This window comes from Micromonospora sp. CNZ303 (genome assembly GCF_004345505.1).
Genome location: NZ_SLVT01000001.1, coordinates 161,445 through 188,226 on the forward strand (window position 1 = coordinate 161,445; position 26,782 = coordinate 188,226).

Here is a 26,782-nt window from a genome sequence, read left to right on the forward strand (position 1 = left end):
AGTCAGGAACCGAACTCCAGCACCACCTTGATGTCGTCCGGTTCGGAGGTGTACGCCCCGGCGTACGCCTCCACCGGCACCCGGCGGGTGATCAGTGCGTCGAGCCACGACCGGTCGGCGCGCGCCAGCGCCGCGGCGGCGAGGTCCCAGTGCCGGCGATTGGCGTTCACCGAGCCGAACACCACGTTGTTCTCCAGCACGAGCGCGCGGTTGAGCGCCCCGGCGTCGAGGTCGATGGTCCGCCCGCCGCTGGAGACGCCGGTCAGGCAGACGATGCCGGTCGGCGCGGCCTTGTACATCACGTCGAGCACGACGACCGGCGCCCCGGTGCACTCCAGCACCACGTCCGGCTCGAAGTCCAGCTCGCTGACGGGCACGGTGTGGTAGGTCGCCCCGAGCGCCCGTACCAGATCGGGCTTCGGCCCGGTGGTGTTGCGGTCCAGCACGTGCACGGTGAGCCCGCGCTGCGTGGCCAGCAGCGCGGCCAGCAGGCCGATCGGCCCGGCCCCGGTGACCAGTACGGTCTGCGGCTGCCACTCGGCGCGGGCGCCGATGCGCTCGATGTGCTCCCACGCCTTCGCCACCACGCTGGTCGGCTCCAGCAGCATGCCGACCGGGGCGAGGGCCCGGTCCAGCTCCACGGCGAACCGGGGTTGCAGCCGCCAGCGGTCCCGGGCGAAGCCGGGCAGGGCCTTGATGCCGTGCTCGGTGAACCGACCGTTGCGGCACATGTCCCACTCGCCGACCGCGCAGTTCGGGCAGGGCACCGGGTCGGGATGCCGGACGACGCCCGCCACCAGGTCGCCGGGTTGCAGGGTGCCCGACGGGTCCTCCAGCACCCGGCCCAGCGACTCGTGCCCCAGTATTAGCCGGTCCGCGCCGGGCGGCGCCTCGCCGTACTCGCCGGCGATGATCTCGTGGTCGGTGCCGCAGATCCCCACCGCCAGTGCCTCGACCAGGATCGCGCCCTCCTCGGGCGGCGGCTCCGGATGATCGTCGACCAGCCGCAGCGAGTCGGCGACACCCGGGTTGACAGTCACAGCGCGCACGCCCCCATCCTTCCCCGCCCCGGTCTCCCCCGCCGCCAAAGCCCAACATCCGCCCCACACCCCACACCCCCACACTCCGCGCCTGCGCCTCCGCGCCTCCGCTGCCCTCGCGCCCTTGCGCCCCGCACCCGCTCGATCATGCAGTTGTGGTGCGGGACGAAGGTCGCACTCCCTGCCGAACCGGCACCACAACTGCATGATCGTCCCGGCGGAGGGCCGGCGGAGGGCCGGCGGAGGGCCGGCGGAGGGGCTGGGGAGGGGCGCGGGATCCTGGGGCGGGGTGGGCGTGGGCGTGGGGCGTTCGGTTGGGTGGGGGGTGCGGGGGAGGACCTAGGATCAGCGGCATGACTCCGGAAGAGGTCGGCCAGCGGATGGTGGCGCTGCTCGCGCCCGCCGAGGTGACCCCGTCGGTCTCCGGCGGCCAGGCGCACGCCCGCGCCACCGTCGACGTACCGCCGGCGAACTGGCCGGACGCGCTCCGCGCGGCCCGCGACGACGCCGAGCTGGCCTGCGACTACTTCGATTGGCTCTCCGCCGTCGACGAACTCGCCGGCGGCTTCGACGTGGTGGCGCACCTCTGGTCCACCACCCGCCGGCACGGGATCCTGCTGCGCACCCGGGTGCCCCGGGACGCCCCGGCGGTCGCCTCGGTCGTCGACGTCTACCCGGGCGCCGCATGGCACGAGCGGGAGACCCACGAGATGTTCGGCATCGACTTTCCCGGCCACGCCGGGCTGGCGCCGCTGCTGCTGCCGCCCGAGTTCGAGGGGCATCCGCTGCGCAAGGAGTTCGTGCTCGCCTCCCGGGTGGCGAAGCCCTGGCCGGGCGCGAAGGAACCGGGCGAGTCCGAGGCCGGCGGCGGGCGCCGCCCGATCCGCCCGCCGGGCGTACCCGCGCCGGGGGAGTGGGGGACGACGCCGACACCTGCCGGCGCGGGCGGGGTCGGCGAGGGGCCGCGCGGCGGCACCCCGGCCCGCCCGGCCCGCGAGCGGCCCGCCCGACCGGCCCCGGGCGCCCGTCCACCCCGTACCGCCCGGCCCGCCGCCACCACCGACGGCCCGGCCCCTGCCGGCGGCCCGGCCCCTGCCGGCGGCCCGGCCCCTGCCGGCGGCCCGGCCCCTGCCGGCGGCCCGGCCCCTGCCGGCGGCCCGGCGGTCACCCGTCCCGCCGACCCGGGGGCCGACGCCGGTCCGCCGCCCGCCGCACCTGCCGACGGCCCGGCACCCGCCGGCCCGACGGTCACCGGTCCCGCCGACCCGGCGGGCGACGCTGGTCCGCCGCCCGGCGGCCGGACCGCCCGCTCCGGCCCGGCGGCGGACCGGCCCGCGCCTGAGGGCCCGACCGCGGCGGAGCGTTCCGGCGACGACGGAGGTACGCCCTGATGCCACTGTGGTTGGAGCTGGTCATCCGGGTGGGCGGCGTGCTCGTCGCCTTCCTCACCCTGCCGTTGCTGGTCGGGCAGGCCGAGCACAAGGTGATGGCGCACATGCAGGGCCGGCTCGGCCCGATGTACGCGGGCGGCTTTCACGGCTGGGCCCAGCTGGTCGCCGACGGCGTCAAGTTCGTGCAGAAGGAGGATGTCACGCCCCGGGAGGCGGACCGGGCGGTCTTCCGGCTCGCCCCGGCGGTCGCCCTGGTGCCCTACCTGCTGGTCCTGCTGGTGATCCCACTGGGCCCGGACGACCTGGTCGGGCAGCCGCTGGACATCGGCCTGTTCTTCGTGCTGGCAGTGGTGGGCGTGGGCGTGGTGGCGGTGCTGATGTCGGCGTGGGCGTCGGCCAACAAGTACAGCCTGCTCGGCGGGATCCGCGGCGCGGCCCAGCTGCTCGGCTACGAGCTGCCGCTGGTGCTGGCCGCCGCGTCGGTGGCGATGGCGGCCGGGACGCTCAGCCTCTCCGGCATCGTCGAGGCGTGGCAGCCGTGGTGGCTGCTCTGGCAGGCCCCCGCCATGGTCGTCTTCTTCCTCGCCGGGCTCGCCGAGATCCGCCGCCCGCCGTTCGACATGCCGGTCGCCGACTCGGAGCTGGTCTTCGGCTACATGACGGAGTACACGGGCCTGCGGTTCGCGTTCTTCCTGCTCGCCGAGTACGTGGGCATCGTGGTGATCGCCGCGCTCACCACCGTGCTCTTCCTCGGGGGCTGGCAGGGCCCGTTCGCCGACGCGCAGCTCGGCTGGCTGTGGACCCTGCTGAAGGTCTTCGCCGTCTCGTTCCTGATCATCTGGCTCCGGGTGTCCTACCCCCGCCTGCGCGAGGACCAGCTCCAGCGCCTCTGCTGGCTCGTCCTGGTCCCCGTCTCCCTGGGCCAGCTGGTCCTCACCGCCGCCGTCCGCGTCGCGCTGTAGGTGCGCGCACCCGGGTTAGGAAGGGCACCTTGTTAACGCATTCTGTATAGGAAGGTGCCCTTCCTTACCCTGCGGTCCAGGGCCCACATCCCGAGTGCGGGGGCGCGCCGTCAGCGCAGCGGGGTGTGGGCGGGGTCGACGCGCTCGGCGGGCGGGGGCGGCGGGGGCGGGGTGCCGTCGCCGAAGGGACGGCCGCCGAGGGCCTCGCGGCCGTGCGGGGTCAGCCAGTTCGCCGGGTCGGGGCCGAGCGGCACCACCCCGGTCGGGTTGATGTCGCGGTGCACCTCGTAGTAGTGCCGCTTGATGTGGTCGAAGTCGACCGTGTCGCCGAAGCCCGGCGTCTGGAACAGGTCCCGGGCGTACGCCCAGAGCACCGGCATCTCGGTCAGCTTGCTCCGGTTGCACTTGAAGTGCCCGTGGTAGACCGGGTCGAAGCGGACGAGCGTGGTGAACAGCCGTACGTCCGCCTCCGTGATGGTGTCCCCGACCAGGTAGCGCTGCCCGGCCAGCCGCTCGCTGAGCCAGTCCAGCCGGTCGAACAGCCGGTGGTACGCCTTCTCGTACGCCGCCTGATCGCCGGCGAAGCCGCACCGGTAGACGCCGTTGTTGACGTCCCGGAAGAGCAGCGTGCTCACCTCGTCGATCTCGTCCCGCAGCCGCTCCGGGTAGAGGTCGGGCGCCCCCTCGCGGTGGTACGCCGTCCACTCGGTGGACAGGTCGAGGCTCATCGGCCCGAAGTCGTTGGTGACCACCTGCCCGGTGGGCACGTCCACGATCGCCGGCACGGTGATGCCCCGCTCGTAGCCGGGGAACCGGGCGAAGTACGCCTCGGCCAGCCGCTCGATGCCGAGCACCGGGTCGCGCCCGCCCGGATCGAGGTCGAACGTCCAGCTCCGCTTGTCGTGGGTCGGGCCGGCCACCGCGAGGGAGATCGCGTCCTCCAGCCCGAGCAGTCGCCGTACGATGATCAGCCGGTTCGCCCAGGGGCAGGCGCGGCTGACCGCCAGCCGGTACCGGCCGGGCTCCACGGGCCAGCCGTCCCGGGCGTCGGCGGTGATCCGGGTGGCGATGTAGCGCTGGTCCCGGGTGAACTCGCCGCCCGGCTCGACGTACCGGCCGCCGGTCCGCATCAGCACCTCGTCGCCGCCGGGGGCGGTGCCTCCCGCGTCAGCCGTCGTGCCGCCCTCGGTCGTGCCGCCCATGCCGCCCCCTCCGCCGTCGCCCGTCGCTCGTCCCATCATGGCGGCTACACCGCCGCCGGGCGCGCCGAGTGCCGACCTCCGCCGCCGGCCGCGTGGTGTGTCGGCCTCCGCCGCCGCGCCGAGTGCCGACCTCCGCCGCCGGGCGCGTCGAGTCTGAAGGCGGCGGGTCGGGCCGGAGGTGGCGCGCCGGGACCGGTCGGCCGGCCCCGGTGGCCGGTTAGGCTGCCGCGATGACCGATGTGGAGGCGGCGGCCCGACGCTTCATCGCCGACGTGTGGAACGGCGCGCGGGAGGAGTCGGCGTACGAACTGGTGTCGCCGGAGTGCCCCGGGCTGGGCGGCGAGGGGCCGGAGGCGACGCTGGCGTGGCACCGGGAGCGCCGCGCCGCCTTCCCCGACCTGCGCTACAAGCTCGTGGACGTGGTGGCCGCCGGGGACCGGGTGGCGGTGCACTGGCGGGCGGCCGGCACCCAGGCCGGGCCGTTCGGGCCGGTGCCGCCGACCGGGCAGGTGGTCAGCTATTCGGGGGCGAGCTTCCTGCGCTTCGACGACGCGGGCCGGATCGTCGACGTGTGGAGCTGCAACGAGCTGTTCCAGCTCCTCCAGCAGCTCGGCGTCGAGATGCTCCCGCCCGTGGCGGGTGGGATCAGCGGGACCGGGGCGTGATCCGGCTCAGCGGGATGTCGATCTCCCACGGCTCCGGGACGAGGATCCCGTCGGTCATCCGGGCCTGCTCGACGTAGACGCGCTTCGCCGGGTCGAGTTTGTAGGCGTGCACCACGATCCAGGACTCGGTCTCGATCCGCCAGAAGAAGGGGATGTCCGCCTCGGCGTAGAGCGCGGGCTTGAGCACCCGGTCGATGCTCCGCGACCCCTCCGAGACGATCTCGACCACCAGCATGACCTCGTGGGGCTGGTAGTACGAGGGGTTGCGCGAGGCCGCGTCCAGCTCGGTGACCAGCACGTCGGGGATGAAGGACCGGGTCCGGGAGAGCCGCACCTCGACGCCCTGCGTGACGTCGAGGTCGGCGGGGCAGCTCTCTTGAAGAGCCGCACCGAGCATCAGTGCGATGGACTGGTGGAGTCGCGTGGGGGAGGGCGACACGATGAGGTTTCCGTCCAGGAGTTCGTGGCGGCGGCCGTCTTCGGGCAGGCGGTCGAGGTCGTCGACCGTCCACCCGCCCGGCGGCGGATAGTCGCCCTGCAGCGCGGCGGTCATGGCGAGCCCTTTCCGGTGCGTCGTTCTCCCCGCCCCACCGTACCGCCGGCAGACCCCGGGTGGTGGTCGCGCGCGCCGCGGCCACAGGGCAGGATGGTCGGCATGACCGACCGCAGCGAGCGCAGCGAGCCCGGCGGCGCCGGCGGAGACCGTGGCCTGCCGGGCGCGGGCCTGGTGAAGGGGCTCGCGGTCACGTTGAAGACGATGACCCGCCGCTCGACCACCCAGCAGTACCCGGACGTCGCCCCCGAGCTGCCGCCCCGCTCGCGCGGGGTGATCGCGCTGCTGGAGGAGAACTGCACGGTCTGCATGCTGTGCGCCCGGGAGTGCCCGGACTGGTGCATCTACATCGACTCGCACAAGGAGGAGGTGGCGGTGCCCGGCGCCGCCCGCCCCCGCCAGCGCAACGTGCTCGACAAGTTCGACATCGACTTCTCGCTCTGCATGTACTGCGGCATCTGCGTGGAGGTCTGCCCCTTCGACGCCCTCTACTGGTCGCCGGAGTTCGAGTACTCCGAGTACGACATCAAGGACCTGCTGCACGACAAGGACCACCTCGGGCAGTGGATGGCCACCGTGCCACCGCCGCCCGCGCACGACCCCAACGGTGAGCCGGCGAAGGAGGAGACCGCCGCCGCGCGCAAGGCCGCGGTCCCGGCCGCGCCCGCCGCCCGTCCCGCCGCCCCGGCCGTACGCCCCGAGCCCGAGGCCGGCACATGACCGGTGCGGACGTGCTGCTGCTCGCCCTCGGCGCGCTGGCGGTCGGTTCGGGGGTGCTGGTGGTGGCGACCCGGCACCTGGTGCGCGCCGGCCTCTACCTGGTGCTCTGCCTCGGCGCGCTGGCCGGGATGTACCTGGTGCTCACCGCCGAGCTGGTTGCCTGGGTCCAGGTGCTGATCTACGTCGGCGCGGTGGTGGTGCTGCTGCTCTTCGCGGTGATGCTCACCCGCGCCCCGATCGGCGCCTCCGACGACCTGGACCGGCCCGGCTGGGCGGCGGCGCTGATCGGCGGCGGCACCGGGCTCGGGCTGGCCGTCCTGCTCGTCGACGCGTACCGCTGGACGGCCGTGGAACTGCCCGACGCGGGCACCGCGGAACGCCTCGGCGACCAGATCTTCCGTAGCTGGGTGCTGCCCTTCGAGGTGCTCTCGGTGCTGCTGCTGTCCGCCCTGGTCGGCGCCATCGTGATCTCCCGACCCGACATCGGCCGGCCGGGGGCGGGGGACAAACCCGCCGACCGGCCCGACGCGGGCGGATCCCGCGCCGACCGGTCGGGCAGGGCCGTCGCAGGCGCGGAGCCGCACGACGACGGCGGGCGGTCGCGGTGAGACCCGTCATCCCGTACGTCACCGCCGCGCTGCTGTTCGGCCTCGGCGTCTACGGCGTGCTGCGCCGGCGCAACGCGGTGCTGGTGCTGATGGCCGTCGAGCTGATGCTCAACGCGGTCAACCTGATCCTGGTCACCGCCGACACCACCGTGCGGGCCCAGCTGCCGCACGGCGGGCAGGTCTTCGCGCTCTTCGTGATCGTGCTGGCCGCCGCCGAGATCGGGGTGGGCCTGGCGATCGTGCTCCAGCTCTACCGGCTGCGGGCCACCGTCGCCGTCGACGAGGTGCCGCTGACCGAGCGCCCGGAGGGGGAACGGTGAGCACGACCACCCTGCTCGGCGCGCTGCTGCCGGCCGTACCGCTGGTCGCGGGTCTGCTCGGTCTGCTGCTGCCACCCGCGCCGCGCGACGCCGGGACCGACGGGGGCCGCGCCCAGCGGGTGGCGATCGCGCTCGGCGTGGCCGGGGCGGCCGGGGCACTGGTGCTCGCCGTCGCCCTGCTGGTCACCCTCGACCGGCCCGCCGAGGCGTCCACCACCTGGGTAGACCTGGGCGGGCTGACCGTGAGCCTCGGGGTGCGGCTGGACTCCGCCGCCGCGCTGGTCGCCGTCGCGGTCGCCGCGGTGGCCCTGGCCGTGCAGGTCTACTCGGTCGGCTACCTGCGCCGGGGTCCGCACGACGACGTCGACACCGACCACCGCTACCCGCCGTACGCGGCGCAGATCAGCCTCTTCACCGCCGCCATGCTGCTGGTGGTGGTCGCCGGCGACCTGATCCTGCTGCTGGTCGGCTGGGAGGTGATGGGCATCTGCTCCTACCTGCTCATCGCCCACGACCGCCGGCTGCCGGAGGCGCCGGCCGCCGCGATGAAGGCGTTCCTGGTGACCCGGGTCGGCGACGTCGGCTTCCTGCTCGGCATCGCGCTGCTCGGTGTCTCGGCCGGCAGCTTCCGGATCGCCGACGTGCTCGCCCACGACCACGCCACCGGTACGCTGACCGCCGCCTGCCTGCTGCTGCTCGCCGGGGTGGCCGGCAAGAGCGCCCAGTTCCCGTTGCACACCTGGCTGCCGGACGCGATGGCCGGCCCGACGCCGATCTCGGCGTTGATCCACGCCGCCACCATGGTCGCCGCCGGCGTGTACGCGGTGACCCGGCTCTACCCGTTGTTCGAGGTGACCCCGGCCGCGCTGGCGGTGCTCGGCGTCATGGCCTCGGTCACCCTGCTGCTCGGCGCGTTCGCCGCCACCGCCCAGGACGACCTCAAGCGGGTGCTGGCCTGGTCGACGGTCTCCCAGATCGGCTACATGACGGGCGCGCTGGCGGTCGGCTCCACCCCGGCCGCACTGTTCCACCTGCTCACCCACGCCGCCTTCAAGGCGCTGCTCTTCCTCGCCGCCGGCGCGGTGATCCACGCCGTCGGCACCACGCTGATGTCCCGCATGGGCGGGCTGCGCCGCGACATGCCGGTCACCTTCTGGTGCACGGTGATCGGGCTCGGGGCGCTGGCCGGGGTGCCCCCGCTGTCGGGCTTCTGGAGCAAGGACGGCGTGCTCACCGTCGCCCAGGACGCCGCGCTGCACGGCACGGGCCCGGCCCCGGCCTGGGTCGGCTGGCTGGTCTGGCTGGCCGGGCTGGTCGGCGTCGCGGTCACCGCCTGGTACGCCACCCGCCTGCTGCTGCGCACCTTCTTCGGCGAGGCGCGGATGCCGCTGGCCCACCCGCACGACCCGCCCGCGGTCATGCGCTGGCCGCTGCTGCTGCTGGCCGTGCCGGCCGCCCTGCTCGGCCTCGCCGGCTTCAACTGGGCCTTCGCCCGCCGGCTGCTGCTCACGCCGACCGTCAGCGCGCCGGCCGGCGAGCATCTGCTGATCCACGTCGGCCCGGAGTTGCTGCTGCCACTGGCGCTGCTGGTCGTCGGGGCCGGGCTCGCCTGGCTGCGCTGGCGGCGGGACCCGGCCGCCGATCCGGCGACCGCGCTGGGTCCGCTGCGGCCGGTCTTCGCCGCCGCGTTCCGGCTCGACGACGTCCAGCGCGCCCTGGTCGTACGCCCGGCGAAGGCGCTGGCCCGCGCCACGCGTACGGCCGACGAGGTGGTGGTCGACGGCGCGGTCGAGGGCAGCGGCCGGGCCGCGCTCGGCCTCGGCGGCGGCCTGGCGTCGCTGCACCGCGCGGCGCTGCCGCGCGCGGCGGCCGGCGTGCTCGCCGGGGCGCTGCTGATCGGCCTGGCGGCCGTCGTGATCGGAGTCTCCGCATGAGGTTGGGGGAGTTCCTGCTGGTGGCGGTGCTGGCGCTGCCGGCGCTCGGCGCGCTCGTGGTGGCGGCGACGCCCCGGGACCGGGCGGCCCGGGTGGTCGGCACGGTCGTCGCCGCGCTGACCCTGGTGGCCGCCGCGCTGCTCTTCCTCGGCGACCGCGGCTGGACCGGCTACGCGGCGGACGCCCCCGCCGTGCGCCCCTGGCACCGGCTCGACCTGCCCTGGGTGCCGGGCCTCGACCTGCGCTTCCACCTCGGCGTGGACGGCATCTCCTGGCCGCTGGTCGTGCTGACCGCCCTGCTCACCCTGCTCTGCTGCGCCTACAACCTGTGGAAGGTGCCCGACGGCGGCAGCGGGCGGGCCCTGGTGGCCCTGCTGCTGGTCGTCGAGGTCGGCATCCTCGGCACCTTCCTCGCTCTCGACCTCGTGCTCTTCTTCGTCTTCTTCGAGGTCGTCCTGCTCCCCATGTACGCGATCATCGCCGGCTGGGGCGGCGCGGACCGGCGGCGGGCGGCCCGCAAGTTCGCCCTCTACACGCTGTTCGGCTCGGTGCTGCTGCTGGTCGGCGTGTTCGTGGTGGTGGCCGCCGCCGGGACGGCCGACGTGGTGGCGCTCACCGGCGGCACGGGCCTGTCCCGGGGCACCCAGCTCGCGGCGTTCACGCTGCTGGCGCTGGCCTTCGCGGTGAAGAGCCCGCTCTGGCCGCTGCACTCCTGGCTGCCCGACGCGCACACGCAGGCGCCCACCGTCGGCAGCGTCGTCCTCGCCGGGGTGCTGCTCAAGATGGGCACGTACGGGCTGGTCCGGATCGCGGTCGGGGTGGCCCCGGAGGGCGCCCGCTGGGCCGCCCCGGTGCTCGGCGTGCTGGCGGTGGCGGCGATCCTCGTCGGGTCGCTGGTCTGCCTCGCGCAGCGGGAACTGAAGCGGCTGATCGCGTACTCGAGCGTCGGGCACATGGGCTTCGTGCTGCTCGGGGTCGCCACGCTCACCGCCACCGGCATCCAGGCGGCCCTGATCGGCAACGTCGCGCACGGGGTGATCACCGGCCTGCTCTTCTTCCTCGCCGGTGCGGTCAAGGACCGTACGCACACCGGGTCGCTGGACGAACTGGCCGGGCTGCGGGAGACCGCCCCCCGACTCGCAGGGCTGCTCGGCTTCGCCGCCGTCGCCTCGCTCGGCCTGCCCGGGCTGGCCGGCTTCTGGGGCGAGGCGTTCGCCGTGGTCGCCGCCGTCGAGGTCGGCGGGGCGCTCTGGACCACCCTGGGCGTGCTGGCGGCGGTCGGCGGGGCGCTCACCGCCGCGTACCTGCTGCGGCTGCTGTGGCGGGTGACGCACGGGCGACCCAGCCCGGCGGTCGGGCGGCTGACCCCCGGCCTGGCCGGCGCGGAACTGCTCGCGTGGACGCCGCTGGTGCTGCTCGCCCTCGCGGTCGGCCTGGCCCCGACCCTGGTGCTCGGCGTCGCCGAGGCCCCCGTCGACGCCCTCGTGGAGGTGCTGCGGTGAGCGAGCGGATCATCGGGCGCAGTGCTTTGGCGGCTCGTGACGGCGCGCAGCGGAGCGGAGTGCCGGCATGAGCGTGGTGCAGAGCGTCGACAACGTGGCGCTGCTCCCGGCGTACCTGGCCGCCGGGACGGCCGTGCTGGTGCTGCTCGCCGACCTGCTGGTGGCCCGCGCCCGGGTCACGCTGGCCACGGCCACCGTCGGCGCGGCGGCCACGGCGCTCGGCGCGGTCCTGGTCGGCGCCGGGGGCGAGCGCCGGACGTTCTGCGTCGGCCCCGACTGCTCGTACGTCTTCGGCGGCCGGGCCGCCCTGGTCGCCGGGGTGGTCGCCCTGCTGACCCTCGGCGTGCTCGCGCTGTCCGGCCCGCTGCTGCGGGCGGGGCAGTCGCCGACGGGCGAGTACTGCTTCCTGCTCGCCTGCTCGATGACGGGCGGCGTGGTGCTCGGCGCCGCCGGCGACCTGATCACCCTGATCGTGGCGCTGGAGACGCTGACCCTCCCGCTCTACGTCCTCGTCGGGCTGCGCCGGGACAGCCTGGCCAGCGCCGAGGCGGCCGTCACCTTCTTCGTGGTCAGCGTGGTCGCCACCACGCTGACGCTGCTCGGGGCGGCGTTGCTCTACGCGGCCACCGGCGGGCTGCACCTGGGCCGGATCGGCGCGATCCTCGCCGACCGCGCGGACCTGCTCGACCTGCCCCTGACGACCGCCGCCGTGGCGCTTGTGGTGTTGGGGCTGGCGTTCAAGGTGGCGGCGGTGCCGTTCCACGCCTGGGCGCCGGCCGCCTACGACGGCGCACCGCTGCCGGTGGCGGCGTACCTGTCCACCGCCTCCAAGCTGGGCGGCGTGGTGGCGCTGCTCGCCGTGGTGCAGCACGCGCTGCCCGCCGACGTGACCGGTCCGGTGCTCGCCCTGCTCGCGGTGCTGACGATGACCGTCGGCAACCTGGTGGCGCTGCGCCAGCGGCGTACGGTCCGGCTGCTCGCCTGGTCCTCGGTCGCCCAGGCCGGCTACATCCTCGCCCCGCTCGGCGCGCTGGCGCTGACCGCCGGGCGCACCGCCGACGCCCGCACCGCCGCGTACGCGGCCGCCGTGGCGTACGCCGTCTTCTTCGTGGTGCTGGAACTGGCGGCCTTCGCGGCCGTGGTGGCGTTGCGCCCGGCGGGCGCGGACGGTGGCACGGTCGACGACCTGCGCGGGGCGGCCCGGCGCCACCCGTGGCGGGCGGCGGCGCTCGGGCTGGCGCTGATCGGGCTCGCCGGCCTGCCGCCGGGCCTGGCCGGCCTCTTCGCGAAGGTGACCGTGGTCCGTTCGCTGCTGGACGGCGGCGCGGGCTGGCTGGCCGTGGTGGTGGCCGTGAACGCGGTGATCGGCCTGGCCTACTACCTGCGTCTCACCGCCGCCCTGTGGGCCGCGCCGGCCGAGGGGCCGGCCGTTCCGGTGGGCGCCGCCGCCGGCGGCATCTCGACCGTGGCCCCCGTGCGGGCCCGGACGGTCGGCGTGGTGCTGGCCGTGGCGACGGCGGCGGCGCTGGTGCTCGGCTTCGCCCCGCAGCTAGTGCTCGACGTCGCCGCCCGCTGACGCGGTTCGCGTCGGACGGTCTTCCCGTCTTCGGGGGCTTCAGTCCCGACGGGCACTTCGGACATCCCAGGCAACTCACAGCCATGAGACGGATGGTTGACGGGTACCGGGTTGTTGGACCGGTCAGCGGATCCCGAGCGATCCGTGCTGCACCGAAGGAGTGATCGTGCACCACAACCGTCTGAAGACCGCCGCGCTGCTCGGCCTGCTCACGTCACTGATCCTGGCGGTGGGCTACTGGTTCGGCGGCAGTGGCGGCCTGGTCATCGCCGTCGTCGTGTCGCTGGTCATGAACGGCGTCACCTACTTCTACTCCGACAAGCTCGCGCTGCGCTCGATGCGGGCGCAACCGGTCAGCGAGGCACAGTTCCCCGAGCTGTACCGGATGGTCCGCGAACTGGCCACCGAGGCCGGGCAGCCGATGCCGCGCCTCTACGTGAGCCCGACGTCGCAGCCCAACGCGTTCGCCACCGGGCGGAACCCGCAGCACGCGGCCGTCTGCGTGACCCAGGGGATCACCGAGATCCTCGACTACCGGGAGCTGCGGGGCGTGATCGGGCACGAGCTGTCGCACGTCTACAACCGGGACATCCTCATCTCCAGCGTGGCGGCCGGTCTGGCCGGCATCATCACCATGCTGGCGAACATCGCCTGGTTCATCCCGCTGGGCGGGGGCGACGACGAGGACTCCCCGAACCCGGCCGTGCTGCTGCTCACCATCATCCTGGGGCCGATCGCGGCCACCGTCATCCAGCTGGCGATCAGCCGCAGCCGGGAGTTCCAGGCGGATGCCTCCGGGGCCAAGCTCACGAAGGACCCGCTGGCCCTGGCCAGCGCCCTGCGGAAGATCCACATGGGGGCCCAGCGTCGGCCGCTGCCGGCCCAGGGGCAGCTCACCAGCACCGCCCACCTGATGATCGCCAACCCGTTCAAGGGCGGCGGCGTGGCGGCGCTCTTCTCCACCCACCCCAAGATGGAGGAGCGGGTCGCCCGGCTGGAGCGGATGGCCGCGAACAGCGGCCCCGTGCAGTTCCAGCGCTGAGGCGCTGATCACCTTTCCGCCCGTGTCCGGTCCGCCGGACACGGGCGGACCTGCGTGTGAGCGCGTTAACCGTTTCTTTCGCCCGCCGCGCGGCGTTAGGGTCGAAAGGTTTCCCGCTCGTTACATCCCCTGGAGGTCGACCGTGGCCGCACTGCGCCAGTACCTGGGCGTCTGGCGGATCCCCGGAGCGCCGATGCTGCTGCTCACGGGCATCGTCGGCCGGCTCGGGATCGGCATGACGCCGCTGGCGCTGCTGCTGGTCGTCGAGCAGGTCACCGGCCGCTACTCGCTGGCGGCCGTCGCCGGGGGCATCTACGCCCTCTCCGGCGCCGCGCTCAGCCCCGTGGCCGGCCGGATCGCCGACCGGATCGGCCCCACCCCGGTGCTCGTCGGCACCGCGATCGCCCACCCGTTCGCCCTGCTCGGCCTGCTCTGGTCCGCCCGCTCCGACGCCGGCAGCCTGACGCTGGTCTTCGTGGCCTCCGGGGTCGCCGGGGCCACCTACCCGCCGCTGACCGCCGCGATCCGGGGTGCCTGGAACGAGCTGACCTCGCCGTCGTCCGGCCGGTGGCACCTGCGCAACACCGCCCTCGCCGCCGAGACCACGCTCTTCGAGATCGTCTTCGTGCTCGGTCCGCTGCTGGTCGCCGGCTTCATCCTGTTCGCCGACGCCGGGGCGGCCCTGGTCGGTTCGGCCGTGGTGACCCTGGTCGGCACCATGGCGGTGGCCCTCGGCCGGGTCATGCGCGGCTGGCGGCCGCATCCGCGCGAACACCAGACCAGAGGGCTCGGCCCGCTGCGCGTGCCCGGCTTCCCGGCACTGCTGCTCTGCGTCGCCAGCCTGGGCATCGCCTTCGGCGCGGCCGGCGTGACCGTGCCGGCGTTCGCCACCGCCTACACCTCCGACGACCCCGACAGCCTCGCCGGGGTGCTGCTGGCCGTCTGGGGCGTCGGCAGCGCCGTGGGCGGTTTCTGGTTCGGCGTCCGCAAGCCGGCCCGGAACATGACCCGGCAGTTCTCCCTGCTGCTCGGCGGCGTGGCCGCCAGCTTCGCCGTCTTCGCGGTGATGCCCACGCCGGTGGCGCTGGGCACCGCCCTGGTGATCGGGGGCGCCATGATCGCGCCCGCGCTCACCCTGGAGAACACCCTGGTCGGCCGGATCTCCCCGACCAGCATGCTGAACGAGGCGTACACCTGGGTGGTGACCATGTCGGTGGGGGCCAGCGCCGCCGGCGGCGCGGTGGCCGGCCTGATCGTCGACCACGCCGGCGGGGTGCCCTGGGCGTTCGTCTTCGCCGGGGCCGCGGTCGCCGTCGGGGCCGGGGTCGCGGCCCTGCCCGCCGGGCCCATCTCCCGCGCGGAGGCCACGGCGGTACGCACCGAAGAGCTGCTGCCGGCCTGACGCCCACGGGTCCTGACCCGGTCGGCCCCACCGGGGCGGGGCCGACCGGACACCGTCAGCGGTAGTTGGTGAACTGGAGGGCGACGCCGAAGTCCTCGCCCTTGAGCAGCGCGATGACGGCCTGGAGGTCGTCCCTCTTCTTGCCGGTGACGCGGAGCTGGTCGCCCTGGATCTGGGCCTGGACGCCCTTCGGGCCCTCGTCGCGGATCTTCTTGCTGATCGCCTTGGCCTTGTCCGAGTCGATGCCCTGGATCACCTTGCAGTCGATCTTGAAGATCTTGCCCGACGCGCGCGGGTCACCGGCGTCCAGCGACTTCAGCGAGATGTTCCGCTTGATCACCTTCTCCTTGAAGACCTCCAGCGCCGCCCGCACCCGCTCCTCGGTCTCCGCCTGGAGGCTGATCGCCTCCTCGCCCGACCAGGAGATCTCGGCGCCGGTGCCCCGGAAGTCGAACCGCGTCGCGAGCTCCTTCTCCGCCTGACGGAGAGCGTTGTCGACCTCCTGGCGGTCGACCTTGCTCACGATGTCGAACGACGGGTTCGCTGCCATGCTCATGCTCCTGCTGTCCGGCGGTCTGTGGTCCTTCGTCCCCCGCTGACCAGCGGTACGACCCCCTGACGGTACCCGGTTGCGCCGAGGCCGGGGTGAGCCGCTATCCTTGCTTCCGCTGCCGCGTTACGACGCGGTGGGGTGCCCTGGCGGGTTGCCCGAGCGGCCAATGGGAGCGGACTGTAAATCCGTCGCGAAAGCTACAGAGGTTCGAATCCTCTACCCGCCACCAGGGAGCAACAGGCCCCCGACCTGCGAAAACGCAAGTCGGGGGCCTTTGTCGTCTCTTGCTTCTGATGCCGTCGTTGTCCGTGATGATCCCTCGGATCGGGCACGTAACGGGCACGGGTGCGGGTGCTAACCCAGGGTGGGGGGAAGAAGTGACTGAGTGGCGCCGCCTGTCCGTTCGACGCGGCCTGGTTGAGGACGATGGCCCGTATGCCGGGGTGCCGGCTCACATGTGGGCTCCGATACATAAGTGGCTGAGTTCGGCGTTCATGACGCGGGTCCGACGGTCCAACCCTCTAAGCAGGGGGAGTGCCTACTACGAGACGGTAGTGGATCGAGACTTCGTTACTCACGTCGCAACGGCTGTTCGCATTCCGATCACGCCTGACCCGAGGTTCTTGTCTGAGCTCATCAGCGACGTTATCGCCGCCTGCCAGCAAGATGCTGATGTAGCGCTTGAGGTGATCGATGCGGTGCTGATGCTGTCTGACGGCAAGGGCAAAGCGGAGTTGCAGAGGATCCTCGACGGTGCCAACTCGATGTGGACCGTCGACGCGGACGGGACCGGAATTCAGGAGCGAGTTGATCCAACAGCTGTGGCCGCCTTCCAGGAGGCGGCAGATCCGGATGACGTGGCTAGCAGTGAGCTGAAGCAGGCGTGGGCGAAGGCATACGGGCGTGATCAGGACCCCTCGGATGCCTGGGATCACGCCATCAAAGCCGTGGAGGCACTGGTTGTGCCTCTCGTAGTGCCGTCGCAAGCCAATCCTCAGTTCGGGCATGCGCTGGGGCAACTCAGGAGCCAGGGCGAGCGTTGGAGGTTCGTGCTTCCTGGTCCTGATGGCGCTCATGATGTCGGCAGCCTGGTCTCTATGCTGCGTCTGCTCTGGCCCAATCCCGACCGGCATGTGTCAGGTGCTCAGCGCCAGCCGGAAGTTGAGGAGGCGCGTGCCGCGGTGCACCTGAGCATCTTGATCGTGCAGTGGCTCCGTGCTGGTGGGCTCGCACGTGTGGAGACGTCGTCTTCGTAGCGAGGTAAGGATCTCCTCGTCGGGCAGTCGCCAGACCTTCCAGCATGAACTGCTTCCGTCGTGGGACGACGCCCTGGACCTGCTCGACGCCGACCCCGACGCCGAACCCGTGCACGTTGTGCGGTTCGGTACGCAGGTCGACGCCAAGGGCGTCCTCGCTGGCACCAAGGACGCGGACCGGTGCGTCGGCTACATCACCAAATACCTGACCAAGCAAGCCGCCGACTGCCACGACGTGACCACCGGCCGGCAGCGGGCGCACCTCGAACGGCTCTGGCAGGAACTGCGGCACACGCCGTGCTCCGAGCGGTGCGCGAACTGGCTGCTGTACTGCGTCCAACCGAAGAAAGCCAAGCAAGGGCTGCGGCCGGGCAACTGCAAGAACAAGGTCCACAAACGCGACACCCTCGGCATCGGCGGCCGGCGCGTCCTCATCAGCCGGCAGTGGTCCGGGAAGACTCTCGCCGACCACCGCGCCGACCGGAAGGACTGGGTCAAGGCCCTCCTCGGGGTCACCACCGACGCCGACACCGCCCCGCCCGGCAGCGAACAACGCCACGCCTGGGAACTCGCCCGACCAACCGACCCGGACGTCGCGCCTCTCGGCCACCGGGTCCTGCGGGCAATCTCCGAACGCATCCAATGGCGCGCCCAGCTCGACGCCGCAAGACGCGCCGCTGCTGCCGTCCCGCCCGATGCTTCGGCAACCACGGCTGATGAGGCGACCAGGAAGGAGGCCACCGAGTGGAGCAACTGCTGACCGTCAAGGAAGCCGCAGCCCGCCTCGGCACCACCGAGCGATTCCCCCGCCGACTCATCGCTGAGCGGCGCATCCGCTACGTCAAACTCGGCGGCCACCACGTCCGCATTCCCGAAACCGCCCTCACCGAGTTCATCACCGCCGGCACCGTCGAGCCGATGCGGGAACTGACCTGGCGCGACGGTTGGGTGGTGGCCTGATGGCGCCCGCGAAGCAGCGTCGCTTCGGAAGGGTTCGGCAACTGCCTTCGGGGCGCTGGCAGGTGAGGTACCGGGGACCGGACGGCAGGGACCACCCTGCCCCGACCACCTTCGAGACCAAGCGGCTCGCTGAACGGTTCCTCGCCTTGGCTGAGGCCGACATCGCCCAGGGCCGGTGGATCGCGCCGCAGGCAAGCCGGACGACGGTGGGGGAGTGGGCCGAGGAGTGGTTCGCCGCTTCCACCCCGACGCTCAAGGCGAAGACCCGGCACACCTACCGGTCGCTGCTGACCCGGATGATCCTCCCGAGTTTCGGCAACGTGGTGATCGCCGCCGTCCTGCCGATGACCGTGGCCCGGTGGGTGGCTGACCTGACCACCCGGGTCGGTGCCTCCCAGGTCCGGCAGGCGTACCGGCTGCTCTCGCAGATCATGTCCTCGGCGGTCGACAACGGGCTAATCCCGTGACTCCGTGCCGGGGAGTCAAGCTGCCCCGGTTGCCTGAGCCGAACCCGACCATCCTTACCGCCGAGCACGTCGACCAGCTCGTGTCTGAGCTGTCTCCGCCGGATGACCTCCTGGTCCTGGTCCTCGCCTACGGCGGGCTGCGGATCGGGGAAGCGCTTTGCCTGCGGCGCCGGCATGTCGACGTGGCAGACGGCCGCATGACCGTCGCTGAGTCGGTCGCCCAGCTCCCCGGCGGGCCGGTGATCGACACTCCGAAGAGTCACCAGCGCCGGGAACTCGCCCTGCCGGCCTTCGTGGTCGACCGGCTCCGACAGCACCTCGCCGAGCTGCCTGAGAACACGAACGCCTTCCTCTTCCCCGGCCGACAGCAGCGGACCGCCGGCCGGCCGCAGAGCTACAACGGCTGGAAGTACCGATTTGACCGGGCCGTCGAGCGGGCCGGCCTGACCGACCTGATCCCGCACGACCTTCGGGCGACGCACGGCAGTTGGGTAGCTGACTCACACGGCGTCCTGGTCGCAGCCCGCCGGCTGGGTCACTCCAACGCCAGCGTCACGACTCGGCACTACGCCCGCGCGGTCGACGGCCGGGATGCCGAGGTGGCGGCCTTCCTCGACCGGGCGCGAAAGGGCGAGGACCCTTCCAGTCTGGCCCGCAACGGCCACAGGGGTAAGACCAAGCCCTCTGGTGAGTCGCCGCAGGGATCCTGACCGGGGCTCGGATTGAGGTGCGGTGCGCCGGAACTAGTCCTGGCCTATTCCTCCTCGCCTTGGCGTCCCTCGCGCCAGAGTTCGTGTTCTCTCAGCACCCATGCCAGCCAGTAGAGGCCGAACGAGATGACAAAGATGGCGAAGAACAGCGCTGCCAGCAGTGTGACGCCGTTCAGGAAGCTCCTGTTCGAGACTCCCTGCGCAGCGCACACGAACACCACGCCGAGGAAGAGGGAGGTCAGCATCAGCGACCGGAACACCGGCTGTTCGACTGGATGCTTGGGCGGGTCCGCCATGGGTGCTCCTTTGCGTGGTCGGCTCATCTTCACAATCTGCGGCGACCCCAGCAAGGGGTTGATCATGCAATCGGGCGCGCCGAGCGGCCGGCACCTCCCAAGGGGCACGCAACGGGCACGCGGGGGAGTCCGCCCGGACAGAGGAGAGCGGCCCTGACCTGGGCGAGCTTTCATCGACAATCTTGAGGACGGGCTAAACTGTAAATCCGTCGCGAAGGCTACCGAGGTTCGAATCCTCTGCCCGCCACCAGGGGCATGGACGGCCCCGGGGAACTGCGGAAACGCACGCCGGGGTCGTTCTCGTTCAGACCAGCGGAGTCCAACCTGATCAGGCTCTCCACAGGAACAGCGGGACCAGGTGTTCTTGGCAGAGGGCTGCGATCGACGGTCTCTTGCCCGTGACCATCGGCCGATGCTGTCCGTAGGGTTACGCCCGCCAAAGAAATCGCGCCCACCCTCTGAATCGAGAGCGGGCGCGGATTCGCAGCGGTCAGCAGCAGTTCCCCTGGACCCCGGCGGTGGCCGTTTCCCTGTCGGTGGCGGGGGTGCAGCACGCGCTCTCGGTGACCTTGTCCAGTTGGTCGGAGTCGGCCTTGACGGTGTAGACCTCCCAGGGCTCGTTGCCGGGGCCGCGTACCCAGACCTTGTCCTGGAGGGCGTAGCAGCATTCGGTGCTGTTCTCCTCCAGGGTGATCAGACCGGAGTCGGTCAGGCGCCTGGTGGCGGCGTTGACCTCGTCGGTGCTGAACACCTCGACGCCCAGGTGGTCCATCACGGTGGGCTGGTCGGCCTCGCCCTCCAAAAGCACGAGCTTCAGCGGCGGGTTCTCGATGGCGAAGTTGGCGTAGCCGGGGCGACGTTTGGCCGGCTCGGTGTCGAACAGCTTCGAGTAGAAGGCGATGGAGCCTTCGAGGTCGGACACACGCAGGGCGAGCTGGACGCGGGACATGGTTCCCCTCCTGGCGGATTCAGCGGATGTGGTGGCTGGTGAGAGTGGTGGTGCGGGTGCGCTCGTAACGGGCGTCGGCGCGGCAGTCCGCGGTGCAGACCTGCCCGCACGGCTCGCAGAGCGTCACGTCTCGAACGTGGGTGTGGCGACGACGGGTGAACAGCTTGAGCATCACTTCGCCCCTGCCTAGATGTTTTTCGAAGCAGGGCCTACGTTGCACCCTGTTTCGAGATCTGTCAACCTAGAGGCATGTCGAAACAAGCGCTGCCGGTGGTGGATCTCCAAGCCGTGGCCTGCTGCTCCCCGATCGCGGTCCGTCCGCTGGAGGCCGAGCAGGCGGCGGTGGTCGCGCCGATGTTCAAGGCGCTGGGCGACCCGATCCGACTGCGGCTGATGTCGATGATCGCCTCCGTGCCGGAGATCTGCGTCTGCGACCTGACCCCGGCGTTCGACCTGTCCGGGCCGACCATCTCCCACCACCTCAAGGTGCTGCGCGAGGCCGGCCTGGTCGACTCCGACCGACGCGGCACCTGGGTGTGGTACCGGGCCCGCCCGGAAGTATTTCGGCAGCTCGGCGCGCTGCTGGACCTCCCCGCCGGGTCCGCGCAGGCCACCGCGTGACCCTCACCCTGGCCCGGCGGGCATCGGCTGAGTTCACGGGTACGGCCCTGCTGGTCGCCGCCGTCGTCGGCTCCGGGATCGCTGCCTCCCGGCTCTCTCCCGACGACGTCGGGCTCCAACTCCTGGAGAACGCGATCGCCACCGCCCTCGCCCTGGGCGCGCTGATCCTCATGTTCGGGCCGGTGTCCGGGGCGCACTTCAACCCGGTCGTCTCCGCCGTCGACTGGTGGCTCGGCCGCCGCGCCGGCACCGGCCTGACCGCCCGGGACCTCGCCGCCTACACCGCCGCCCAGACCGGCGGAGCCATCACCGGGGCGGTGCTGGCCGGCCTGATGTTCGACCTGCCGGCCGTGGCCTGGTCGCGTACCGAGCGGACCGGCGGGAACCTGTGGCTGGCCGAGGTGGTCGCCACCGCGGGCCTCGTCGTCCTGGTCTTCGCCCTCGCCCACACCGGCCGTACGTCCGCCGCCCCCGCCGCCGTGGGCGCCTACATCGGCGCGGCCTACTGGTTCACCTCGTCGACCTCGTTCGCCAACCCCGCTGTCACCATCGGTCGCGCGTTCACCGACACCTTCGCCGGCATCGCCCCGGCGTCGGTGCCCGGCTTCGTCGCCGCCCAGCTCGTCGGCGGCCTGGTCGCCGTCGCGGCCCTCGCCGCCTGGTATCCCCACGCCGCAGACTCCGCCGACGCCGTCGTCGTGCCGCACCTCGCCCGGGAGAACCGATGACCGCCACCGGCATCACCATCGCCGCCATGGGCGATCAGCACGCCGACGCCGTGCTGGACATCTACCGGCTCGGCATCGCCACCGGCAACGCCACCTTCGAGACCGAGCCGCCCACCTGGGAGCAGTTCACCGCCAGCCGGCTGCCCGGTCACCGCTGGGTGGCCATCGATCACAACGGCCGGGTCCTCGGCTGGGTCGCCTGCTCCGCCGTCTCCGACCGGTGCGTCTACGCCGGGGTCGTCGAGCACTCCGTCTACGTCCACCCCGACGCCCGCGGCCAGGGAGTCGGCCGCCTCCTGCTCGACGCCCTGATCGCCTCCACCGAGCAGGCCGGCATCTGGACCATCCAATCCGGCGTCTTTCCCGAGAACACCGCCAGCCTCGCCCTGCACACCGCCTGCGGCTTCCGCATCGTCGGCACCCGCGAACGCGTCGGCCGCCACCACGGAACCTGGCGCGACGTAACCCTCATCGAGCGCCGCAGTCCGATCTTCGTCTGACAGGAAGAACATCACCGATGAGCGACAAGCCCAGCGTCCTGTTCGTCTGCGTCCACAACGCCGGCCGCTCCCAGATGGCCGCCGCCTGGCTGCGCCACCTCGCCGGAGACACCATCGAGGTCCGCTCCGCCGGCAGCGCACCCGCCGACCAGATCAACCCCGTCGCCGTCGACGCCATGCGGGAGGTCGGCATCGACATCGTCGACCAGACCCCGGCCCAGCTCACCTGGGACACGGCCGAAGCCAGCGACGTCATCATCACCATGGGCTGCGGCGACGCCTGCCCCGTCTTCCCCGGCAAGCGCTACGAGGACTGGAAGCTCACCGACCCCGCCGGCCAACCCCTCGACATCGTCCGCCAGGTCCGCGACGACATCAGGACCCGGGTTGTGCAGCTGCTGGTCAGCATCGAGCAACACGGCTGAGCACGCCGGGACCATGGCGGGAGCAGGTGACCCCTGCGGTCCCTGTCGCCCGGCGCCGGTCTGAGGCGTGCAGGCCGCATGCCCCCGATGCGTGGCTGTGGCGGTTCCGCCGCCAAATGCCTTCGTAGCCGATACATTCCGAGTCGTGGACACGCCACCGGTGGAACCGACCTTCTGGGCCCGTACCGCCGCCTGGCCCGTCACCCCGCCTGCCCCGGGAGGACCGGCGTGAGGGACCTGGAACGCCGTTACCGGCAACTGCTGCGGGCGTATCCCGCCGGGTACCGCCAGGCGCGGGGCGGCGAGATCGTCGGCACGTATCTCGACCTGGCCGGACCCGGCCGCCGCTGGCCGTCGATCCTCGACGTGAGGGACGTGCTGGTCGGGGGCGGGCGTGAGCGCCTGCGCGCCGCCGGCGCTGCCGACCTCATACCCGGCGTACGCCTCGCCGCTGTTCTGAGCCACCTCACCGCGACCGCCCTCGCTGGCTTCTGGGCCGCCGCCGAAGTGGTCACCACGCCGGGTCTGTGGGGCTCGCCGGCCTTCGGTCCGTTCGCCACCACGGGCATCGTCGTCTGGGTCTGCTGGCTGCTGGCCGCCGTCGTTCATGTTCTCGGACCGGTCCGGTGGGCCCGCGCCGCGATCGGGCTGGCGCTGGTGTCCACTGTCGCCGTGGTGCCCGTCGCCGCCCTGTTCGGGCTGCCCCGCCCGTACCTGTTCGTTCTGCTTCCTCAGGCGGCCCTGGGCGTGCTGGCACTGGCACTTCCCTCCCACACGGTGCTACGCCACCGCCTCGCACCCTTGCCGGTCGCACTGGGGGCGGCTCTCGTCGCAGTCGGGGTCCTGGCCGGGAAGGGCGCGTGGTTCTACCGGTTCAGCTACGGGGGCGCGTTCCTCCCGGAAACCGGCGCGGTCCTTCTGCTGGCCGCCATGCTCGCCGCGGCCGTGCTGTCCCTGCGCGGCGACGCCCGGGGCATCTGGGCTCTTCTCGTCCTGCTCACCCCCGTCGGGTTGCTCGCCCTGGGGCCCCTGACCGAGAACGTCGCGCCCGTGGTCGGCGCCGGCCATGCAGACTTCCGCGTCGGTGCCGGGACCGCCGTCGCCGTCCTTCTCGCGGGCGTGGCGTCTCTGACCGGGGCGCTCGCAGTCCGGGCGCGTTCCGGCGCGACGGCCGACACTCCGGCGGTACCGGTGCGCGAGCGGTGCCCAGCCTGCCGCAGGTAGCAGCCACGGACTCACCTGCCGCCATCCGATGCTTCCGCCCAGGTTCGTGGCGAAGCTTTGTCGGTCCGTCGTCTCAGCCCTGGCGCGCTGGCGCAGAACGAGTATGGTGGTCGATGTCCGGCCGGGCTTCCCGGGCAGGAGGTCACCCACGGTGAAGGTGGGTACGCCCGGACTCCCGGACCTTCCCCGAATTGCGTGGAAGGTCGCAATCCGCAATGTGCGAAGTGCATGATGCCCACTCAGCCCCCGTGATCAGGGCTCGGTCTGGGCGGCCCGTGGGCCGAACGGCGGAACGTCGCCGACGCTCGGTCCGGCGGTACGCGCACCGCTTTTCTGGGTACCTGCCTTGTGGCACGATCGTGGAACCTCCACCATCCCCGTGACACTTCCCCTGCAGGAGCAACCATGTCTCGTCGAAAGCTCGGCCAGCTGCTTGGCTCGCTTTTCGCGCTCGCCGTTCTCGCGAGCGGCGTCCTGGTCGGTGACCTCCAGGGATTCGGAGATCTCCAGACCGCCGACATCATCTGGAACATGCCCGCGCCTCGTTGAGTGACCACCGCTTGATGACGTGACACCGGCGGGCCGGTAAGGGGGCACGGGATGGCGGGTCGTGGCCCCACCGGCCCCCGCTCGACTGAATACGCGTGGCTGATCACCGGGCCGTTGGCCCTGATCGCCATCGTCTGCACGACGGCGGTCGGCTTGGTCGCGCCGCAGCCGTTCGGCGGGTGGTCGCTGGCGCTGCCACTCCTCGTGGCCATGGTGGCCGCCGGGCTCCCGGTGTTGAACTTCACCGTCCGGCGGCAGTCCCTCGGCGTGACGCTGACCGAGATCCCACTGGTCCTGGCGTTCTATCTCGTCGAACCGCTGACGGTTGTCATGATCTACACGGTCGCGTCGGCCGTGTCGCACCTCAGGCACCGGTTCGGCCCGACGAAGTTCTGGTTCAACGTGGGTCGCGCGGCCGCGGGTTCGTCCCTGGCCGTCCTCGTGCTCCAGGCCCTGCCGCCCGTCGAGGATGTCGGCCCGGCCACCTGGCTCAAGCTGTTCTTCGCGGCCAGCATGGTGAACCTGTTGAGCATGGCCTCGGTCGCCGGCGTGCACACGCTGTTGCAGGGCTGGCAGGCGGGCCGGGGCGCGTTCCGCCAGTCGATGCCGGGGCTCCTGGCAGCGATGATCAATATTGCCATCGGCATCATCGTCCTCATCCTCATCGCAGCCACCTGGTGGTCGTTGCTGCTGTTGGGGGCGCTCCTCGTCGCGCTGGCCTTCGTCTACCGGGCGTACGCGCAGTTCTTCCGGCAGCACCGCACCCTCACCGACATGTACGAGCTGAGCCGCGCGGTCAGCGAGAGCGGTGAGTACGGCACGCTGCCCGACGCCCTCCTCGGCCGCGTACGGGCGCTCATGCAGGCGGAGTACGCGACGCTCTGGCTGCCCGCCCAGGGTCGGCATCCCGAGGTGCTCCTGACCGCGCGCAACGACGCCCCCGGTCTGCTCGACTTCGCCAAGACCCCGGCCGCCCTGCGGGAACGGGCCCGGGACGAGGGCCGCACCGTGGCCGTCGGTCGGGGACTGACGACCGACGGCGACCTGCGCGCTCCCCTCTCGACGCACCGGGTCAAGGACGTGATCGTCCTTCCACTGCGGTCCGGCCAGGCGGTCATCGGGACGCTGGAGGTGGCCAACCGGCTGGGGGACAGCAACTACTTCGTCCGCACCGACGTGCCGCTCTTCGAGACGGTGGCGGCGCACGCGGCGGTGGCGTTGGAGAATTCGCGACTGGTCGACCGGCTCCGGCACGACGCCAGCCACGACACGCTGACCAGGCTGCCGAACCGGCGACGGATCACGGGCGCGCTGGAGGAGGCCGTCAAGATCCGGGCGCCCGGCGAGGTGGTGGCCCTGCTGCTGTTCGACGTCGACCGGCTGCGCCAGGTCAACGAGTCGCTCGGGCACGCCGCCGGCGACAAGGTCCTGGTGGAGGTCGCCAACCGGCTGCGCTCCTGCGTACCCTCGTCGGCCCTCGTCGGGCGGGCCGGCGGGGACGAGTTCCTGGTGACGCTGCGCCTGGAGAGTGCTGAGGCGGCGATGGAGCTGGCCGCGCAGCTGCGTGAGCAGATCCGCGACGAGATGGTCTTCGACGCGCTCACCCTCGACGTGGACACGGCGGTCGGTGTCGCCGTGTACCCCGACCACGGCAGCGACGCCGTCGCCCTGCTGCAACGGGTGGATCTGGCGGCGACGGCGGCCAAGTCCGTGCCGGGCAGCGTGCAGCTGTTCAGTCCGACGCTGGAGTCGCGGTCGCTGCGACGGCTCGGCCTCGCCGGCGATCTGCGGCGCGCGCTGGACGCCGACGAGCTGGAGGTCTACTTCCAGCCCAAGGTGACGCTGCGCGACCGCCGGCTGGTCGGCGTGGAGTGCCTGGCCCGCTGGGAGCACCCGGCACACGGCACGGTCGCCCCGGAGGACTTCGTCGCCGTGGCCGAGCACACCGGCCAGCTCGGCCGGTTCACCGAGTTCGTGCTCCGCGAGGGGCTGCGGCGCAGCCGGGACTGGACGCACGCCGGCCAGCCGCTCGCCGTCGCGGTCAACCTCTCCGCGCGTACGCTCACCGACCAGCACTTCCCGGCCCGCGTCAGGGAGTTGCTCGACGAGTACGGTGTGCCGCCGCAGCTGCTCACGCTGGAGATCAAGGAGGCCGGGGTGCTGGACGGCACCGACCGGCCCATCCCGACCCTGCGGCGACTGCGCGACCTCGGCGTACGGCTGTCGGTGGACGACTTCGGCACGGGCGACTCGTCCCTGGCCCACCTGCGCCGCCTGCCGGTGCACGAGGTGAAGGTCGACCGCTCCTTCGTACAGGGCATGGCGACGGACCCGGGCGACCTGGCGATCGTCAACGCGGTGGTCACGCTCTCCCAGCAGTTCGGCCTGGCCGTGGTCGCCGAGGGCGTGGAGAGCGAGCTGACCCTGGAGCTGCTCCAGGACATCGGCTGCGAGATCGGCCAGGGCTTCCTGTTCAGCCGCCCGTTGCCGTACGAGCGGCTGGAGGCCTGGTTCGGCGCCCAGGTGGACCCGGAGACGATCTCCCCGGGGGAGCTGCCCCGGCTGCGGGCCGTGCCCTGAACTGCGGAGACGCGCCTGTTGGGGATCCGATTTCATCTCCGCCGCAC

The 26,782-nt window shown here is 72.3% G+C and carries 28 protein-coding genes, 1 tRNA gene and 2 pseudogenes; 24 read left to right on the forward strand and 7 right to left on the reverse strand.

Going from position 1 to position 26,782, the window contains the following annotated elements; genetic code table 11:
- Positions 1–2: 2 nt before the first annotated feature.
- Positions 3–1,049: a glucose 1-dehydrogenase gene (locus EV374_RS00780; RefSeq protein ID WP_132230868.1), complete on the reverse strand. Its 1,047-nt coding sequence runs from the start codon at positions 1,047–1,049 to the stop codon at positions 3–5.
- 344 nt (positions 1,050–1,393) lie between these two features.
- Between EV374_RS00780 and EV374_RS00785 the strand changes: the two are divergent.
- Together EV374_RS00785 and EV374_RS00790 are read left to right on the forward strand one after the other, a co-directional pair.
- Positions 1,394–1,990, forward strand: a pseudogene (locus tag EV374_RS00785) (NADH-quinone oxidoreductase subunit C); the annotation flags it as partial.
- A gap of 440 nt (positions 1,991–2,430) precedes the next feature.
- A complete protein-coding gene (locus EV374_RS00790; protein ID WP_132230869.1) occupies positions 2,431–3,393 on the forward strand; it encodes a complex I subunit 1/NuoH family protein in 963 nt (320 codons plus the stop codon).
- 110 nt (positions 3,394–3,503) lie between these two features.
- On the opposite strand, the gene EV374_RS00795 is transcribed toward EV374_RS00790, so the two are convergent.
- A complete protein-coding gene (locus EV374_RS00795) occupies positions 3,504–4,595 on the reverse strand; it encodes a glutathione S-transferase family protein (protein WP_486485518.1) in 1,092 nt (363 codons plus the stop codon).
- A gap of 230 nt (positions 4,596–4,825) precedes the next feature.
- Here EV374_RS00795 and EV374_RS00800 point away from each other — a divergent pair, with 230 nt between their 5' ends.
- Complete coding sequence (locus EV374_RS00800; RefSeq protein WP_132230870.1) at positions 4,826–5,260, forward strand: ester cyclase; 435 nt, start codon at positions 4,826–4,828, stop codon at positions 5,258–5,260.
- Here the strand turns inward: EV374_RS00800 and EV374_RS00805 are convergent.
- Positions 5,241–5,813: a Uma2 family endonuclease gene (locus EV374_RS00805; RefSeq protein WP_132230871.1), complete on the reverse strand. Its 573-nt coding sequence runs from the start codon at positions 5,811–5,813 to the stop codon at positions 5,241–5,243. The two genes, EV374_RS00800 and EV374_RS00805, sit on opposite strands and share 20 nt — an antisense overlap.
- 93 nt (positions 5,814–5,906) lie before the next feature.
- Between EV374_RS00805 and EV374_RS00810 the strand changes: the two genes are divergently transcribed.
- The 8 genes from EV374_RS00810 (at position 5,907) to EV374_RS00845 (ending at position 14,917) form a co-directional block, all read left to right on the forward strand.
- The gene (locus EV374_RS00810) at positions 5,907–6,533 is read left to right on the forward strand and encodes a NuoI/complex I 23 kDa subunit family protein (RefSeq protein ID WP_132230872.1); all 627 of its coding nucleotides are present in this window, start codon (positions 5,907–5,909) and stop codon (positions 6,531–6,533) included.
- A complete protein-coding gene (locus EV374_RS00815; protein WP_132230873.1) occupies positions 6,530–7,141 on the forward strand; it encodes an NADH-quinone oxidoreductase subunit J in 612 nt (203 codons plus the stop codon). The genes EV374_RS00810 and EV374_RS00815 overlap by 4 nt, the downstream gene beginning before the upstream one ends.
- Complete coding sequence (nuoK, locus tag EV374_RS00820) at positions 7,138–7,461, forward strand: NADH-quinone oxidoreductase subunit NuoK (protein ID WP_132230874.1); 324 nt, start codon at positions 7,138–7,140, stop codon at positions 7,459–7,461. Before EV374_RS00815 ends, nuoK begins: the two co-directional genes overlap by 4 nt.
- Positions 7,458–9,395 (forward strand): NADH-quinone oxidoreductase subunit L, encoded by a 1,938-nt coding sequence (locus EV374_RS00825; RefSeq protein ID WP_132230875.1) that lies wholly within the window; start codon positions 7,458–7,460, stop codon positions 9,393–9,395. Before nuoK ends, EV374_RS00825 begins: the two co-directional genes overlap by 4 nt.
- Complete coding sequence (locus EV374_RS00830; RefSeq protein ID WP_132230876.1) at positions 9,392–10,897, forward strand: NADH-quinone oxidoreductase subunit M; 1,506 nt, start codon at positions 9,392–9,394, stop codon at positions 10,895–10,897. The genes EV374_RS00825 and EV374_RS00830 overlap by 4 nt, the downstream gene beginning before the upstream one ends.
- A 67-nt stretch (positions 10,898–10,964) precedes the next feature.
- The gene (locus EV374_RS00835; RefSeq protein WP_132230877.1) at positions 10,965–12,473 is read left to right on the forward strand and encodes a proton-conducting transporter transmembrane domain-containing protein; all 1,509 of its coding nucleotides are present in this window, start codon (positions 10,965–10,967) and stop codon (positions 12,471–12,473) included.
- Between the two features lie 166 nt (positions 12,474–12,639).
- Entirely contained in the window at positions 12,640–13,515 is an 876-nt protein-coding gene (htpX, locus tag EV374_RS00840) for a zinc metalloprotease HtpX (protein ID WP_132230878.1), read from the forward strand.
- Between the two features lie 142 nt (positions 13,516–13,657).
- Positions 13,658–14,917 carry an MFS transporter gene (locus EV374_RS00845; RefSeq protein WP_132230879.1) on the forward strand — a complete coding sequence of 420 codons (1,260 nt, stop codon included), beginning with the start codon at positions 13,658–13,660 and terminating at the stop codon, positions 14,915–14,917.
- Positions 14,918–14,972: 55 nt separating this feature from the next.
- Here EV374_RS00845 and EV374_RS00850 read toward each other — a convergent pair whose 3' ends face one another.
- The gene (locus EV374_RS00850) at positions 14,973–15,467 is read right to left on the reverse strand and encodes a YajQ family cyclic di-GMP-binding protein (RefSeq protein ID WP_132230880.1); all 495 of its coding nucleotides are present in this window, start codon (positions 15,465–15,467) and stop codon (positions 14,973–14,975) included.
- Between the two features lie 148 nt (positions 15,468–15,615).
- Between EV374_RS00850 and EV374_RS00855 the strand changes: the two genes are divergently transcribed.
- The 6 genes from EV374_RS00855 to EV374_RS32855 all read left to right on the forward strand — a co-directional run bounded on the left by EV374_RS00855 (position 15,616) and on the right by EV374_RS32855 (position 18,863).
- Positions 15,616–15,699 (forward strand) — tRNA-Tyr (locus EV374_RS00855).
- 394 nt (positions 15,700–16,093) lie between these two features.
- A complete protein-coding gene (locus EV374_RS00860) occupies positions 16,094–16,726 on the forward strand; it encodes a hypothetical protein (RefSeq protein ID WP_132230881.1) in 633 nt (210 codons plus the stop codon).
- On the forward strand, positions 16,686–17,486 hold the full coding sequence (locus tag EV374_RS00865) for a replication initiator (RefSeq protein ID WP_207913778.1): 801 nt from the start codon (positions 16,686–16,688) through the stop codon (positions 17,484–17,486). The genes EV374_RS00860 and EV374_RS00865 overlap by 41 nt, the downstream gene beginning before the upstream one ends.
- Positions 17,471–17,686, forward strand: coding sequence for an excisionase family DNA-binding protein (locus tag EV374_RS00870; RefSeq protein ID WP_132230882.1), 216 nt, complete (start codon positions 17,471–17,473; stop codon positions 17,684–17,686). The genes EV374_RS00865 and EV374_RS00870 overlap by 16 nt, the downstream gene beginning before the upstream one ends.
- A complete protein-coding gene (locus tag EV374_RS32850; RefSeq protein WP_486485519.1) occupies positions 17,686–18,153 on the forward strand; it encodes a tyrosine-type recombinase/integrase in 468 nt (155 codons plus the stop codon). Before EV374_RS00870 ends, EV374_RS32850 begins: the two co-directional genes overlap by 1 nt.
- 29 nt (positions 18,154–18,182) lie before the next feature.
- Positions 18,183–18,863: a site-specific integrase gene (locus EV374_RS32855; RefSeq protein ID WP_207913782.1), complete on the forward strand. Its 681-nt coding sequence runs from the start codon at positions 18,183–18,185 to the stop codon at positions 18,861–18,863.
- Between the two features lie 44 nt (positions 18,864–18,907).
- Here EV374_RS32855 and EV374_RS00880 read toward each other — a convergent pair whose 3' ends face one another.
- The 3 genes from EV374_RS00880 to EV374_RS32360 all read right to left on the reverse strand — a co-directional run bounded on the left by EV374_RS00880 (position 18,908) and on the right by EV374_RS32360 (position 20,280).
- Positions 18,908–19,159, reverse strand: a complete 252-nt coding sequence (locus EV374_RS00880; RefSeq protein ID WP_132230883.1) for a hypothetical protein — start codon at positions 19,157–19,159, stop codon at positions 18,908–18,910.
- A 490-nt stretch (positions 19,160–19,649) separates the two neighbouring features.
- On the reverse strand, positions 19,650–20,108 hold the full coding sequence (locus tag EV374_RS00885; RefSeq protein WP_132230884.1) for an ArsI/CadI family heavy metal resistance metalloenzyme: 459 nt from the start codon (positions 20,106–20,108) through the stop codon (positions 19,650–19,652).
- Positions 20,109–20,127: 19 nt separating this feature from the next.
- A complete protein-coding gene (locus EV374_RS32360; RefSeq protein ID WP_165947695.1) occupies positions 20,128–20,280 on the reverse strand; it encodes a hypothetical protein in 153 nt (50 codons plus the stop codon).
- 77 nt (positions 20,281–20,357) lie between these two features.
- Here EV374_RS32360 and EV374_RS00890 point away from each other — a divergent pair, with 77 nt between their 5' ends.
- The 7 genes and pseudogenes from EV374_RS00890 to EV374_RS00915 all read left to right on the forward strand — a co-directional run bounded on the left by EV374_RS00890 (position 20,358) and on the right by EV374_RS00915 (position 26,735).
- The gene (locus EV374_RS00890) at positions 20,358–20,729 is read left to right on the forward strand and encodes a metalloregulator ArsR/SmtB family transcription factor (RefSeq protein WP_132230885.1); all 372 of its coding nucleotides are present in this window, start codon (positions 20,358–20,360) and stop codon (positions 20,727–20,729) included.
- Positions 20,726–21,433, forward strand: a pseudogene (locus tag EV374_RS00895) (aquaporin); the annotation flags it as partial. The gene EV374_RS00890 and the pseudogene EV374_RS00895, both read left to right, overlap by 4 nt.
- Before the next feature lie 20 nt (positions 21,434–21,453).
- Positions 21,454–21,957, forward strand: coding sequence for a GNAT family N-acetyltransferase (locus EV374_RS00900; protein WP_132230887.1), 504 nt, complete (start codon positions 21,454–21,456; stop codon positions 21,955–21,957).
- A gap of 17 nt (positions 21,958–21,974) precedes the next feature.
- Positions 21,975–22,382, forward strand: a complete 408-nt coding sequence (locus EV374_RS00905; RefSeq protein WP_132230888.1) for an arsenate reductase ArsC — start codon at positions 21,975–21,977, stop codon at positions 22,380–22,382.
- 228 nt (positions 22,383–22,610) lie between these two features.
- The gene (locus tag EV374_RS00910; RefSeq protein ID WP_132230889.1) at positions 22,611–23,606 is read left to right on the forward strand and encodes a hypothetical protein; all 996 of its coding nucleotides are present in this window, start codon (positions 22,611–22,613) and stop codon (positions 23,604–23,606) included.
- 405 nt (positions 23,607–24,011) lie between these two features.
- Positions 24,012–24,155: a hypothetical protein gene (locus EV374_RS32365; RefSeq protein ID WP_165947696.1), complete on the forward strand. Its 144-nt coding sequence runs from the start codon at positions 24,012–24,014 to the stop codon at positions 24,153–24,155.
- A gap of 51 nt (positions 24,156–24,206) precedes the next feature.
- Entirely contained in the window at positions 24,207–26,735 is a 2,529-nt protein-coding gene (locus EV374_RS00915; protein WP_132230890.1) for a bifunctional diguanylate cyclase/phosphodiesterase, read from the forward strand.
- The last annotated feature ends 47 nt before the right edge of the window (positions 26,736–26,782 follow it).

Coding starts and splice junctions, on each gene's coding strand:
- EV374_RS00790 (WP_132230869.1), top strand. CDS start 2,431: ATGCCACTGTGGTTGGAGCTGGTCATCCGGGTGGGCGGCGTGCTCGTC.
- EV374_RS00795 (WP_486485518.1), bottom strand. CDS start 4,595: ATGGGCGGCACGACCGAGGGCGGCACGACGGCTGACGCGGGAGGCACC.
- EV374_RS00800 (WP_132230870.1), top strand. CDS start 4,826: ATGACCGATGTGGAGGCGGCGGCCCGACGCTTCATCGCCGACGTGTGG.
- EV374_RS00805 (WP_132230871.1), bottom strand. CDS start 5,813: ATGACCGCCGCGCTGCAGGGCGACTATCCGCCGCCGGGCGGGTGGACG.
- EV374_RS00810 (WP_132230872.1), top strand. CDS start 5,907: ATGGTCGGCATGACCGACCGCAGCGAGCGCAGCGAGCCCGGCGGCGCC.
- EV374_RS00815 (WP_132230873.1), top strand. CDS start 6,530: ATGACCGGTGCGGACGTGCTGCTGCTCGCCCTCGGCGCGCTGGCGGTC.
- EV374_RS00830 (WP_132230876.1), top strand. CDS start 9,392: ATGAGGTTGGGGGAGTTCCTGCTGGTGGCGGTGCTGGCGCTGCCGGCG.
- EV374_RS00835 (WP_132230877.1), top strand. CDS start 10,965: ATGAGCGTGGTGCAGAGCGTCGACAACGTGGCGCTGCTCCCGGCGTAC.
- EV374_RS00850 (WP_132230880.1), bottom strand. CDS start 15,467: ATGGCAGCGAACCCGTCGTTCGACATCGTGAGCAAGGTCGACCGCCAG.
- EV374_RS32850 (WP_486485519.1), top strand. CDS start 17,686: ATGGCGCCCGCGAAGCAGCGTCGCTTCGGAAGGGTTCGGCAACTGCCT.
- EV374_RS00880 (WP_132230883.1), bottom strand. CDS start 19,159: ATGGCGGACCCGCCCAAGCATCCAGTCGAACAGCCGGTGTTCCGGTCG.
- EV374_RS00885 (WP_132230884.1), bottom strand. CDS start 20,108: ATGTCCCGCGTCCAGCTCGCCCTGCGTGTGTCCGACCTCGAAGGCTCC.
- EV374_RS32360 (WP_165947695.1), bottom strand. CDS start 20,280: ATGCTCAAGCTGTTCACCCGTCGTCGCCACACCCACGTTCGAGACGTG.
- EV374_RS00890 (WP_132230885.1), top strand. CDS start 20,358: ATGTCGAAACAAGCGCTGCCGGTGGTGGATCTCCAAGCCGTGGCCTGC.
- EV374_RS00900 (WP_132230887.1), top strand. CDS start 21,454: ATGACCGCCACCGGCATCACCATCGCCGCCATGGGCGATCAGCACGCC.
- EV374_RS00905 (WP_132230888.1), top strand. CDS start 21,975: ATGAGCGACAAGCCCAGCGTCCTGTTCGTCTGCGTCCACAACGCCGGC.
- EV374_RS32365 (WP_165947696.1), top strand. CDS start 24,012: ATGTCTCGTCGAAAGCTCGGCCAGCTGCTTGGCTCGCTTTTCGCGCTC.
- EV374_RS00915 (WP_132230890.1), top strand. CDS start 24,207: ATGGCGGGTCGTGGCCCCACCGGCCCCCGCTCGACTGAATACGCGTGG.